The sequence below is a fragment of the Pseudonocardia hispaniensis genome (genome assembly GCF_042658695.1).
GTDB classification, from domain to species: Bacteria; Actinomycetota; Actinomycetes; order Mycobacteriales; family Pseudonocardiaceae; genus Pseudonocardia; species Pseudonocardia hispaniensis.
In genome coordinates, this window is record NZ_JBHSQW010000044.1 from 393,829 (window position 1) to 404,714 (window position 10,886).

Consider the following 10,886-nt stretch of genomic DNA (forward strand, 5'->3'; position numbering starts at 1 on the left):
GCTCCTCGGTGGACTCCTCGTCGTCATGATCATCATGGGTGGTACGGCCTTCCGGGTGTGGCAGACCGCGCGGGTGGACGGCGACCGCCCCGTCGACGCGGTCGTCGTCCTCGGTGCCGCGCAGTACGACGGCGATCCGAGTCCGGTGTTCGCCGCCCGGCTGCGGCACGCTCGCACGCTCTACCAGGACGGACTGGCCCCGCGGATCGTCACCGTCGGCGGCAACCGAGCCGGCGACGAGTACACCGAGGCCGAGGCGGGCAGACGCTACCTCGTCGAGCGGGGCGTGCCGCGCGATGCGGTCGTCGCCGTCGGCGAGGGCGGCGACACCCTGGCCAGCCTGCAGGCCGTGGCGGGGCTGGCCCGGCGCGACGGCTGGCACACCGTGCTGATCGTCAGCGATCCGTGGCACTCGTTGCGGGCTCGGACCATGGCCGAGGACAGTGGCTTGCAGGCGTGGACCTCACCGACGCGTATGGGGCCGGTCGTGCAGACCCGCGAGACCCAGGCCCGATACATCGTCCGGGAGACCGGGGCGTTGCTGTACTACCGGCTCACCCACTCCTCGATCGACACCGACACCGGTGGACTGCGATGAGCGGCTTCGAGTCCGGTGCGGGGCCGGTTCCCGGCGGATACACCGGCCACGACTGTGCGCGGCTGCTCCCGGAGCCGCCCAAGGCCGCCGACCGCGGGCGCCCGCAGCGTCGCACCCCGTTCGCCCGCGACCGCGCGCGGGTCCTGCACTCCGCGGCGCTGCGCAGGCTCGCGGGCAAGACCCAGGTGGTCGGTCCCGGGGAGGGCGCGGAGGTCACCGGCGTCCCGCGGACCCGGCTGACGCATTCGCTCGAGGTCGCCCAGATCGGCCGGGGGATCGCCGAGGAGCTCGGCGCGGACCCGGACGTCGTCGATACCGCGGGACTGGCCCACGACATCGGTCATCCGCCCTTCGGGCACAACGGGGAGCGGGCGCTCGACGAGGTCGCGACCGGGTGCGGCGGCTTCGAGGGGAACGCCCAGACGTTGCGGATCCTCACCCGGCTCGAACCGAAGGTCGGGTACGGGCAGACAGCGGGCGGGCTGAACCTGACCCGCGCGACGCTGGACGCGGCCTGCAAGTATCCGTGGGGCGCCGACGAGGCGCCGCCGACGCGGCCGGGCGACCCGGCGCTGTGGTCGGTTCAGCGCAAGTTCGGGGTGTACGACGCCGACCGCGCGGTCTTCGACTGGATGCGGGAGGGTGCACCGCCCAGGCGCCGCTGTCTCGAGGCGCAGATCATGGACTGGTCGGACGACGTCGCCTACTCGGTCCACGACGTCGAGGACGGGATCCTGGCCGGTCGAATCGACCTGGCCGCCCTGGGCTCGCCGGACGAGCGGTCCGCGCTGGCCGAGCTGGCCGCCCCCCACTTCGGGGCCGACCCGGCCGCATTGGAGCAGGCCGCGGCGGACCTGCTGGCGTTGCCCGCGGTGGCCGCGGTGTGCGGGTTCCATCCGCCCACCGCCCCGGGGCGGGCGCATGTCGCGCTGAAGACGCTGACCAGCGAGTTGGTCGGCCGGTTCGTCCGGGCGGCAACCGAGGCCACGCTCGACGCGTACGCGGACGGCCGGGGCCCGCTGCTGCGCTACGCCGCGAACCTGGTCGTGCCGTCCGCGGCGGCGGCGGAGGTCACGCTGCTCAAGGCGGTCGCCCTGCGGTACGTGATGAGCGACCCGGTCCGGCTGGCGATGCAGGCGCGCCAGCGCGAGCTGCTGGCCGAGCTGGCGGCGGCGCTGCTGGCCGGCGCTCCGGATGCGCTCGACCCGGTGCGCGCCGAGGACTGGGCCGCGGCCCCCGACGACGCCGCGCAGCTGCGGGTGGTCGTCGACCAGGTCGCGATGCTCACCGACCAGCAGGCCATCGCCTGGCACGGCCGCCTCACGGCCGCTCCACTCGCCGGCCGGGCCGCGGCGGTGCGATTCCGCCGCTGAGGTTCGCGATCAGGCGACGGGGCGGATCGTGGCGTCGGTGGGCAGCGGCTCGCCGGGGCAGTGTTCCAGAACGCCCGCGATGGCGTCGCGTTCGGCCTCGGTGACCCACAGCTGGTACTTGGCCTTGACCGCGACCTGACGCGCGACGTACGCGCAGCGGTAGCGGTTGTTCGGTGGCAGCCAGCTGGCGGCGTCGGAGTCGCTCTTCTGCTGGTTGAGGCGGCCGCTGACGGCGAGCAGGTTCAACGGGTCGTTCGCGAGGTCCCTGCGTTGCTGCGCGGTGAGCTGCTGGGCGCCCTTCTGCCACGCGTCCGACAGCGCGACGACATGGTCGATCTGCACGGCGGCGCTGGTGTCCTTGCCGCGGTGGAACAGGATGTCCTCGCCGCTGTAGGGATCGGCGAGCAGGCCGGCCAGCACGATGCACGGCCGGGGAGCGGGCTTGAGCTCGGCGCCCGACAGGTCACGCCGGAGGATGTCGTTGCGGGTGTCGCACCCGTTGTTGTCGACGTCGGCCCAGGCGGGACCGAACTGCTCGCGGTCGTACCCGGTCTTCGGCGCTCGCCCCTTGACCGCAAGGGTGTCCAGGGCCGTGGCGGCTTCCCCGGTCGGCGCGGGCGCGCCGACGTCCAGCAGCTCGAGCGCCGCGCACCCGGAGCTGAGCGCACCGGCCGTCAGGATTGCCAGCGCCACCCGCCACGTCCGCCGAAACCGGGTACCACCTGTCGCACGCATCCGGCGATCCTCGTCGGCCCCGGCCCGCGGACGCGGCAACGACACATGTGATCCGCGTCCTGCGGTACAACGGAGGCGCGACGAGGGGAGGGGCGAGCCGGGATGCGGGCACGGACCTACCACGACAGCGACGCCGACCTCGGTGTTCTCACCGGCCGCACGGTGGCCGTCATCGGCTACGGCAACCAGGGCTGTGCGCAGGCGCAGAACCTGCGCGATTCCGGGGGGCGCGTCGTCATCGGCAACCGCGATGACGACTGTCGCGACCGTGCGGTACGCGACGGGTTCGAGGTCCTCGGCATCGACGAGGCCGCCCGCGTGGGTCAGATCGTGCTGCTGCTGATCCCCGACGAGGTCCAGCCCGGCGTCGTCGCCGGACACGTCGCGCCCGGGCTGCGCGCCGGCGACACCGTCGTCGTCGCCTCCGGTTACAACCTGGCGTTCGGCCTGCTGGACCTGCCCGGCGACATCGACGTGGTGATGGTGGCGCCGCGGATGATCGGCGCCGCGGTCCGCGATCGCTACCGGCGCGGGGTGGGCTACCCGTGCCTGGTCTCGGTGGAACGCGACGCGACCGGGACGGCGTTGCACACCGCGCTGGCCATCGCCCGCGCGATCGGCGCCACGGCGGGTGGCGCGGTGGCCTCCAGCGCCCGGGAGGAGGCGGCGCTGGACCTGTTCACCGAGCAGGCGATCTGGCCCACCGTGTTCGCCGTCCTGCAGGCGTCCTACGAGGTCCTGGCCGCCGCCGGATTCAGCGACGACGCGATCCTCGACGAGATGTACCTGTCCGGCGAGCCCGCCGAGGTCTTTGCGCGAATCGCCGAGATGGGGTTGCTCGACCAGCTCCGGGTGCATTCGCGCACCAGCCAGTACGGGCAGCTGCTGCACCTGGAGCGCTCGGCCGAGCTGGTCGGGACGCTGCGCGAGCGGTTCACCGAGATCCTGCGCGGTGAGATCCTCTCCGGCCGGTTCGCCGCCCAATGGTCGGCCGTCGGCGCCGACGCCGAGTCCCGGATCCGGGCGCTGCTCGACCGGGCGGGCACCCACCCCCTGATCGCCGCGGAACGCACGATCAGCGCCGCGCCGGGATCGACGGGGGAGCGGGTCACGCCGTGCCGGCCGGTGAAGGACCGCGCCTAGACTCATCGATCGTGGCAGGGCGGATCCGGGACAGCGACATCGCGGAGGTCCGCGACCGCACCCGGATCGACGAGGTGGTCGGCGAGTACGTCGCGCTGCGGCGCGCCGGGGCCGGGTCGATGAAGGGGCTCTGCCCGTTCCACGATGAGAAGACCCCGTCGTTCAACGTGCGCCCGACTCATGGCACCTTCCATTGCTTCGGCTGCGGCGAGGGCGGAAGCGTCATCGACTTCGTCATGAAGATCGAGAGCATCGGGTTCGTCGAGGCGGTCGAGCGACTCGCCGACCGGATCGGCTACCGCCTCACCTACACCGGCGGCGGTTCGAGCGTGCAGCGCGACCGCGGTACCCGCTCGCGACTGCTCGAGGCCAACCGGCGCGCCGCGGAGTTCTACGCCGCCCGGCTGCGCACCCCGGAGGGCGCGCCCGCACTGCAGTTCCTCACCAGCCGCGGCTTCGATGCGGCCGCCGCGCAGCGGTTCGGCTGCGGGTTCGCTCCGGCCGGCTGGGACACGCTCACCAAGCACCTGCTCGGCGCCGGGTTCTCCCTCGACGAGCTGATGAAGGCGGGTCTGTCGAAGGAGGGTCGGCGCGGCCCGATCGACCGGTTCCACCGCAGGCTGCTGTGGCCCATCCGGGACCTCGGCGGGGATGTCGTCGGCTTCGGCGCGCGCCGGCTGTTCGACGACGACCAGATCGAGGCCAAGTACCTCAACACGATCGAGACCCCGGTCTACCGCAAGACCCACGCGCTGTTCGGGCTGGACCTGGCCAAGCGGGCGATCGCCAAGCACCGGCAGGTGATCGTCGTCGAGGGCTACACCGACGTGATGGCGATGCATCTGGCCGGGGTGCCGACGGCGGTCGCGTCCTGTGGCACGGCGTTCGGTCCGGAACACATCAGCGTGATCCGTCGTCTGATCGGGGACGACTCGTTCGATCTCGGCGAGGTCATCTACACCTTCGACGGCGACGCCGCCGGGCAGGCGGCCGCGCTCAAGGCGTTCGAGGGCGACCAGTCCTTTGCCGCTCAGACGTTCGTGTCCGTCGCGCCCGACGGGCTGGACCCCTGCGAGCTGCGGCAGCGCCACGGGGACACCGCCGTGCGCGACCTCGTGGCCCGGCGCGAGCCGCTGTTCGAGTTCGCGATCCGCTCGATGCTGCGCGACTACGACCTGGACACCGCGGAGGGCCGGGTCGCCGCCCTGCAGCGCACCGTCCCGCTGGTCGCCCGGATCCGCCGCGAGGAGCTGCGCGACGAGTACGCCCGCAGGCTCGCGGGCTGGACCAGCTGGGACGACATCGCGATGGTCGTGCGGCGGGTGCGCGAACACGCCGGGGGACGGGGCGGACGGGGTCGCCGGGAGCCTGCGACGGCGCCGCGGAAGGGCGACCCGCGGTTGCATCTACAGCGGGAGGCGCTCAAGGCCGCCCTGCAGGTTCCCGCGATCGCCGGGCCCCCCTACGACGAGCTCCCCGAGCAGGCCTTCAGCCACCCCTCGTTCGCGGGGGTGCACCGCGGGATCCAGGCTGCGGGCGGAGTCTGCGGCGGGCTGGTCGGGCCTGCCTGGGTGGAGGCCGTCGTCGCCGCGTGCGCGGCGGATGTCCGCGGGCTGGTCAGTGAGCTGGCCGTCGAGCCGCTGGACCTTCCGCGCAGAAGCGCCGCGCGCGGCGAGACCGACCAGGCCCGCTATGTCGGCAGCGTGGTCGCCGGGGTGCGGCTGGCGCTGGTCGAGGCGCAGGTCGCCGAGCTCAAGGCACGGTTGCAACGCACCAATCCGGTGGACGACGAGGACGCATACCATCAGCTCTTCGGTGACCTCGTACCGCTGGAGCAGTATCGGATCGCGTTGCGGGACAAGGCGATGGGGGCGATCTAGATGGGCTTGCTCAAACGGGTCGCCGCGAAGCTGACCGGCTCTGACGAGCTGCCGGCCGGTTTCGGCGGCAGGCTGGAGGCGCAGGAGCGGGTGCTGGCCATCGCGGCGGTCGCCGGCGGCGGCCACGTCGTCGCCACCTCGTACGGGGTGTGGCTGCCGGGTGATGCTCCGCGCCGGGTCGGTTGGCATCTGATCAGCAAGGCGGTGTGGCGGGACGGGGCGATCGTGCTCGTCGAGGCCAGCGAGGCCGGGGACATGGGTGGGGCAGTGCTCCTGGTCGACCTGCCGCCGCGCCGGCTACGGCTCGCCGAGCCGGGGAGGGTCCCGCAGATCGTGCAGGAACGGGTCACCGGATCCATCCGGTTCCGCCACCATCGCGACCTTCCGGGCGGGGGTGCGTGGTTCCTGCAGCGCAAGGTCCCGGGCCAGGACGGAACGGTCCTGCAGGTCCGTGCCGACCCGGGCACCGATCCCGCTCTCGTCCGCCGGCTCGCCGCCGATGTGGCTCGCCAACTCCCCCTGTGAGTGCGTAACAGTGTTAGAACACTGTTACGCACTCACAGGGCTCGCTGACCAGCGATGATGGGTACGAGTTGGGACCCGGAGCTGTACCTGCGGTTCGATGATCATCGCGCCCGGCCGTTCTTCGATCTTCTCGCCCGGATCGGGGCGACGGCGCCGCGCCGGGTCGTCGATCTCGGCTGCGGTCCCGGGCAGCTCACCACGGTGCTCTCCCGGCGCTGGCCGGCGGCGACGGTCGAGGCGCTGGATTCGTCTCCGGAGATGGTCGAGGCGGCCCGCGGCCGGGGGGTGGCGGCCGAGCTGGGCGACGTCAGGCAGTGGCTCCCCGCCGCGGACACGGACGTCGTGGTCACCAACGCCGTGCTGCAGTGGGTGCCCGGGCACACGGCGTTGCTGCACAGGTGGCTCACGGCGCTACCCGCGGGCGCCTGGTTCGGGATGCAGGTCCCGGGTAACCACCGGTCACCCTCGCACACGCTGGCCCGCGAGCTGACCGAGGAACCTCGCTGGCGCGGGGCTGTGGCGCTCGGCGAGGAGGATCCCGTCGCCGAGCCGGTCGAGTACGCGCAGCTGTTCGCCGGGGCGGGTGCCGAGGTCGACGTGTGGGAGACGACCTACACCCATCGGCTCACCGGTGCGGACCCCGTGCTGGCATGGATCTGCGCAACCGTGCTGCGTCCCGTCCGCGACGCGCTCGACGACGCCGGGTGGGCAGCGTTTCGCGCCGAGTTGGCACCCCGCCTACGGACGGCCTACCCGATGCAGGCGGACGGGACGACCTGGTTCCCGTTCCGTCGGATATTCGCCGTCGCGCGCCGGGGCTGAACGGAGCCGAGCGGGATCAGTGACGGCGACCGTTGGTGGTGCTGCCAGCGGCGTGCCTGCTGCCGTTCATGACCTCCTCGACCCGGGCCCGCACGACACCCGCGGCGCCCTGGACCGCGGGATGGTCGACGAGCCGCTGGTAGGTCCGCATCAGCTGCTCGTAGCGTTCATGACCGGCGCGTGCCCCCAATACGTAGCCGACGGCTGCGCCCAACAGAAACTTCATCATGTCGCCTCCGCAGATGTCGTGGTCGGCCCATCCTGCCCCAGCCGCGCACGTGGCACGCGGCGGGGACAGGCGGGGGGTCTGCGAGGCGGGCGATCGGGGTGCGCTAAGGTTCCTTCTGCCAGCGAGCGGTACCCCCGCCCGCAACGAACGGTCCTCCGTAGCTCAATTGGCAGAGCATGCGACTGTTAATCGCAGGGTTACTGGTTCGAGTCCAGTCGGAGGAGCTTCCCCCCAGGCCAGCGGCCTAGCAAGTGATCTTCAGCGAAGCCCGAGTCACACTTACGTCACACAAACCCCGAACGACGCCTCCAGCGCCAACGCCGCCGCCTCCCCGACCGCCCGCCGCCCGATGTAGTGCTCCAGCGTCCGCAGGTTCGCGTGGCCGAGCTGGTCGGCGATCTCCCGCCCCGTCAGCCCCGAATCGTGCAGCACGCTGGCGACGGTCTTGCGGAACACGTGGCTGGTCACCCATCCGAACCCGCCCCGGGCCCGCGCCTGCCGCAACGACCGGGACGTGTTCGACGGATCCCGCCAGCCACCGTCCCGGTTCGGGAACACCGGCCCGCTGCCGCGGCCGCGGTTCCGCCGGGCGGCGAGCACGTCGACCGCCCAGCCCGGAAGGTGCAGGGTGCGCCGGCCCGCCGCCGTCTTCGTCGCCGTGCGCACCAGCCCGCCACCGCGTTCCAGCCGCACCACCGTCCAGTCAACCGCCACCGTCTTGTCGTCGAAGTTGATCGCCGCCCAGTCCAACGCCAGCACCTCACCAATCCGGCACCCGGTGGCGAGCATGATTCGGGTCAGATCGGGCAGGTCGTGGCGGACCGCGATCTCGTCGGCGTCCATCGCGGCCAGCCAGCGTTCCCGCTCGACGTCGGTGAGCGCCCGCGCCGGCTTCTTCGCGTCCCCCTTGATCCGGCCGACATCACGCATCGGGTTGGTGGGGATGAGCCCGTGCCGGACCGCGTAGCCGAGGATCCCGTTGAGCACGGTGCGGACGGTTTTGGTGAGGGCCACGCCGTGGTGGGCGCGTATCAGCTGCAGGAACCCGTCGAGGCGGGTCACGGTGGCTTCCCGGGCCCGCAGCTCACCCAGCGCGGGCGTGACGTGGCGTCTCACCACGCCGCGGTAGACCCGCGCCGTGTTGGGGGCCCGGTCCCCGGCGGCGACCTGCGCGTCGATATCGGCCATCCACCGGGCGGCAACCTCGCGGAGCGGTGAGTCCCCCGACAGGTCGGACCCACCGAACCCGGGGCGGGTGTCGAGGGCGTGCTGCAGGCTGGTGAGCGCGTCCTGCTTTGAGGTTCCGACGCGTTTGACCTGTCGCCTGCGACCGTCGGCGTCGCGGACCCAGGTGACGGCCAGCCACTTCTTGCCGATCTTGCGGGCGTGGATGGTGCCGTGCATTCCGACCGGCATCCTTGGGCGGCCCATCACATCACCTGCGGGGCTTCGGGTGCGGCGTCCTCGGTTTCCTCGGCGCGCTGAGTGGGCACGAAGACCTCCTGGGCGAGTTCGGTGCCTCGTTGGGTGAGGAGGAGCTCGAGCAGGTCGAGTGCTTCGTCGACGGCGCGGGCGCGGCTGCGGGCATCGAGGGTGCGAGATACCCAGATGAGCGGTGGCACGGCCGTGTCCTCGATCACGTAGTGGTCGCCGTCGCAGTGCGGAGCAAACAGGATCTTGGCGGGAGGGGTACGGCGACCGTCCGCAGCCCTCCGAGCCAAGACCTCATAGGCCAGAATCGTCACACTTGGTGAATCTTTCGCAACCGTCGGTTGGTTAGCGGGTTACGCCAAGCCGTAACCGATACGAAGCGTGGACCAATTCGGATCGTCCGCCCGGGTTAGCCGCTGCGATGCTCACCCGATCCAGTGTCGGGCCTGAGGCGGCCCCGAGTGTGCGGCCGGGTCGGGTCGCCCTCCTTCGGGGGCAGCCGTTCGGTGAGCGTGATCGAGGGTGTCGCCCCTTCGGTGTCGCCGCGGACCGCCCGACCGTAGAGGGTCATGAGGTGTGCGATGGTCTCGGCGAACGTCGCGTCTTTCAGTAGGACGCCGCGGGTGGTGGTGTTGTCGGGGGGCGGGGTGTCCATCTGGAGCACTTCCCGCAGTCGCCCCATGCGGTTTTTCGGGGTGGAGAGGTTCCGCTCCCAGTTGCTGATGGTGGTCTCGGAGACACCGATCTTCGCGGCCAGCTGGGGTTGGGTCATCTGGAGGCGTTCGCGGGCTCGTCTGATTTCCTCGCCGAGCGTCATGCCCGGCAGCGTAACCGCAACTTCCCGCAACTTCATATGTCGTGTGTGCAGCACCAAGCAACTCCCCGTGTCGGCCTCGTCCCGGTCATCGTCGCAGGCCGGGCAGCCGCCCGCCACACAAGCCGCGAGAACCTGCGGCTAACTGGCTAGACATGGTTGCGGGAAGTTGCTATAACTTGTGGCATGCAACGGCTCCGTGTTCCCCTCGACTCCATAGAGGTCGACGGGGCAACCCTCAAATCCCTCCGCATCGCGGCCGATCTCAGCCAAGAAGCCCTCGCCGAACGCGCCATGATCAGCGCCTACTGGTACCGGCAGATCGAAAAGAACGGGCAGCAGCCGTCCCTGCCGGTCGCCCAAGACCTCGCCGCCGCCCTCGGCTGCCGCCTGAGCGACTTCACCGTGCCCACTGAGGCGGCGGCGTGACCACCGACCCCGTCCTTAACCCCCGCGAGGTCGCCCGCGAGCTGGGCGTCCACTACGAGACCGTGCTGCGCTACATCCAAACCGGGCAGCTGGTCGGGGTGAAACGCGGCAGCCGCTACTTCGTGCGCCGCTCCGCCGTCGACGCGTTCCTCCGTCCCGAACCCGACGACCACGCCGCCTGAGCGGGCCCCGCCGCACCGCCGCCTGACCTCCCCCTTTTTTTCTCCCCCATCGGAAAGGTCCGTCCCGCCGTGACCGCACACCTGTGTCTCGATCTGCGCCCCCACCCCGCCCACCAGACGACCGGCCCGCGGCACCGCCTGCACGCCCGGCCCCGCCCCGTTCACGACAGCCTCGCCTGGCTGGTCGCCCTCGCCATCGCGATTACCCACTCGACGCCCCGCTGGGCGGCCCGCACGTTGATGTTCACCGCCGGTGTTCTGGCCGGGTCCAGCACGGTGGCGGTTGCTCTCCTGCTGGCCGTGGGGGTGCCGCGGTGAACGCCGCCGAGGTCCCCACCGGCCAGCTGGTGGCCGGGTTGCGCGCCCACGCCGCTGGTGATCTGACGGCGGTGGCTGCGGTGGAGCTGTTGATTGCGCACGGGCACTGGTTGGATCGGGCGCCGTTCCGGGAGCTCACCGAGTGGTGGCCCGGCGACGAGCATCCGGCGTTCGCCGCCCCGGACTGGGGGCGGCTCGACAATCTTGCCCACCACCCGCACGGCCAGCCGGCGAGGCTGGGCCCGGTCTTCGACACCGGATCCGAGCTCGGCGTGCTCAAGGTGGCGTGTTCGCTCGCCGCCGGCTGGCTCGGCGAGACGGTCACCTCGTGCGACCGCACCAATGTGCGGCTGCTCGCGGCCGCGGTGCTGGCCGCCGGGGGTGCCCGATGAGCGCGTTGATCGTGG

Annotated in this window: 15 protein-coding genes and 1 tRNA gene; 11 read left to right on the plus strand and 5 right to left on the minus strand. The window is 71.8% G+C overall.

The window, feature by feature from the left end; all coding sequences use genetic code 11:
- Positions 1-25: 25 nt before the first annotated feature.
- Together ACFQE5_RS22015 and ACFQE5_RS22020 are read left to right on the plus strand one after the other, a co-directional pair.
- On the plus strand, positions 26-598 hold the full coding sequence (locus ACFQE5_RS22015; protein WP_379588079.1) for a YdcF family protein: 573 nt from the start codon (positions 26-28) through the stop codon (positions 596-598).
- Positions 595-1,971: a deoxyguanosinetriphosphate triphosphohydrolase gene (locus tag ACFQE5_RS22020; protein WP_379587748.1), complete on the plus strand. Its 1,377-nt coding sequence runs from the start codon at positions 595-597 to the stop codon at positions 1,969-1,971. Before ACFQE5_RS22015 ends, ACFQE5_RS22020 begins: the two co-directional genes overlap by 4 nt.
- A 9-nt stretch (positions 1,972-1,980) precedes the next feature.
- Here the strand turns inward: ACFQE5_RS22020 and ACFQE5_RS22025 are convergent, their stop codons facing one another.
- Positions 1,981-2,706, minus strand: coding sequence for an HNH endonuclease family protein (locus tag ACFQE5_RS22025; RefSeq protein WP_379587749.1), 726 nt, complete (start codon positions 2,704-2,706; stop codon positions 1,981-1,983).
- A gap of 102 nt (positions 2,707-2,808) precedes the next feature.
- On the opposite strand from ACFQE5_RS22025, the gene ACFQE5_RS22030 reads away from it, so the two are divergent.
- From ACFQE5_RS22030 to ACFQE5_RS22045, 4 genes are read left to right on the plus strand one after another with little or no spacing between them, the layout of a single operon-like run.
- A complete protein-coding gene (locus ACFQE5_RS22030) occupies positions 2,809-3,849 on the plus strand; it encodes an NAD(P)-binding domain-containing protein (RefSeq protein WP_379587750.1) in 1,041 nt (346 codons plus the stop codon).
- 11 nt (positions 3,850-3,860) lie between these two features.
- Complete coding sequence (dnaG, locus tag ACFQE5_RS22035; RefSeq protein ID WP_379587752.1) at positions 3,861-5,729, plus strand: DNA primase; 1,869 nt, start codon at positions 3,861-3,863, stop codon at positions 5,727-5,729.
- Entirely contained in the window at positions 5,730-6,254 is a 525-nt protein-coding gene (locus ACFQE5_RS22040; protein WP_379587754.1) for a hypothetical protein, read from the plus strand. It abuts the gene before it with no gap.
- A 54-nt stretch (positions 6,255-6,308) separates the two neighbouring features.
- A complete protein-coding gene (locus tag ACFQE5_RS22045; protein ID WP_379587756.1) occupies positions 6,309-7,076 on the plus strand; it encodes a trans-aconitate 2-methyltransferase in 768 nt (255 codons plus the stop codon).
- Between the two features lie 16 nt (positions 7,077-7,092).
- Here ACFQE5_RS22045 and ACFQE5_RS22050 read toward each other — a convergent pair whose 3' ends face one another.
- Entirely contained in the window at positions 7,093-7,305 is a 213-nt protein-coding gene (locus ACFQE5_RS22050; protein ID WP_379587757.1) for a hypothetical protein, read from the minus strand.
- 151 nt (positions 7,306-7,456) lie between these two features.
- Here ACFQE5_RS22050 and ACFQE5_RS22055 point away from each other — a divergent pair.
- A tRNA-Asn gene (locus ACFQE5_RS22055) sits at positions 7,457-7,529 on the plus strand.
- A gap of 55 nt (positions 7,530-7,584) precedes the next feature.
- Here ACFQE5_RS22055 and ACFQE5_RS22060 read toward each other — a convergent pair.
- The 3 genes from ACFQE5_RS22060 to ACFQE5_RS22070 all read right to left on the minus strand — a co-directional run bounded on the left by ACFQE5_RS22060 (position 7,585) and on the right by ACFQE5_RS22070 (position 9,553).
- On the minus strand, positions 7,585-8,709 hold the full coding sequence (locus tag ACFQE5_RS22060; protein ID WP_379587759.1) for a tyrosine-type recombinase/integrase: 1,125 nt from the start codon (positions 8,707-8,709) through the stop codon (positions 7,585-7,587).
- A gap of 26 nt (positions 8,710-8,735) precedes the next feature.
- The gene (locus ACFQE5_RS22065) at positions 8,736-9,050 is read right to left on the minus strand and encodes a hypothetical protein (protein ID WP_379587761.1); all 315 of its coding nucleotides are present in this window, start codon (positions 9,048-9,050) and stop codon (positions 8,736-8,738) included.
- A 95-nt stretch (positions 9,051-9,145) separates the two neighbouring features.
- Positions 9,146-9,553: a helix-turn-helix transcriptional regulator gene (locus tag ACFQE5_RS22070; RefSeq protein ID WP_379587762.1), complete on the minus strand. Its 408-nt coding sequence runs from the start codon at positions 9,551-9,553 to the stop codon at positions 9,146-9,148.
- 183 nt (positions 9,554-9,736) lie between these two features.
- Between ACFQE5_RS22070 and ACFQE5_RS22075 the strand changes: the two genes are divergently transcribed.
- The 4 genes from ACFQE5_RS22075 to ACFQE5_RS22090 all read left to right on the plus strand — a co-directional run bounded on the left by ACFQE5_RS22075 (position 9,737) and on the right by ACFQE5_RS22090 (position 10,871).
- Complete coding sequence (locus ACFQE5_RS22075; protein ID WP_379587763.1) at positions 9,737-9,979, plus strand: helix-turn-helix transcriptional regulator; 243 nt, start codon at positions 9,737-9,739, stop codon at positions 9,977-9,979.
- Entirely contained in the window at positions 9,976-10,161 is a 186-nt protein-coding gene (locus tag ACFQE5_RS22080) for a helix-turn-helix domain-containing protein (protein WP_379587765.1), read from the plus strand. Before ACFQE5_RS22075 ends, ACFQE5_RS22080 begins: the two co-directional genes overlap by 4 nt.
- Before the next feature lie 69 nt (positions 10,162-10,230).
- Positions 10,231-10,479 (plus strand): hypothetical protein, encoded by a 249-nt coding sequence (locus tag ACFQE5_RS22085; protein WP_379587767.1) that lies wholly within the window; start codon positions 10,231-10,233, stop codon positions 10,477-10,479.
- Positions 10,476-10,871 (plus strand): hypothetical protein, encoded by a 396-nt coding sequence (locus tag ACFQE5_RS22090; RefSeq protein ID WP_379587768.1) that lies wholly within the window; start codon positions 10,476-10,478, stop codon positions 10,869-10,871. The genes ACFQE5_RS22085 and ACFQE5_RS22090 overlap by 4 nt, the downstream gene beginning before the upstream one ends.
- The last annotated feature ends 15 nt before the right edge of the window (positions 10,872-10,886 follow it).

Bases quoted from the DNA above. Each gene is read 5' to 3' on its own strand.
- ACFQE5_RS22050 (WP_379587757.1), bottom strand. From the start codon at position 7,305: ATGATGAAGTTTCTGTTGGGCGCAGCCGTCGGCTACGTATTGGGGGCA.
- ACFQE5_RS22060 (WP_379587759.1), bottom strand. From the start codon at position 8,709: ATGCACGGCACCATCCACGCCCGCAAGATCGGCAAGAAGTGGCTGGCC.
- ACFQE5_RS22040 (WP_379587754.1), top strand. From the start codon at position 5,730: ATGGGCTTGCTCAAACGGGTCGCCGCGAAGCTGACCGGCTCTGACGAG.
- ACFQE5_RS22075 (WP_379587763.1), top strand. From the start codon at position 9,737: ATGCAACGGCTCCGTGTTCCCCTCGACTCCATAGAGGTCGACGGGGCA.
- ACFQE5_RS22025 (WP_379587749.1), bottom strand. From the start codon at position 2,706: ATGCGTGCGACAGGTGGTACCCGGTTTCGGCGGACGTGGCGGGTGGCG.
- ACFQE5_RS22020 (WP_379587748.1), top strand. From the start codon at position 595: ATGAGCGGCTTCGAGTCCGGTGCGGGGCCGGTTCCCGGCGGATACACC.
- ACFQE5_RS22030 (WP_379587750.1), top strand. From the start codon at position 2,809: ATGCGGGCACGGACCTACCACGACAGCGACGCCGACCTCGGTGTTCTC.
- ACFQE5_RS22045 (WP_379587756.1), top strand. From the start codon at position 6,309: ATGATGGGTACGAGTTGGGACCCGGAGCTGTACCTGCGGTTCGATGAT.
- ACFQE5_RS22070 (WP_379587762.1), bottom strand. From the start codon at position 9,553: ATGACGCTCGGCGAGGAAATCAGACGAGCCCGCGAACGCCTCCAGATG.
- ACFQE5_RS22015 (WP_379588079.1), top strand. From the start codon at position 26: ATGATCATCATGGGTGGTACGGCCTTCCGGGTGTGGCAGACCGCGCGG.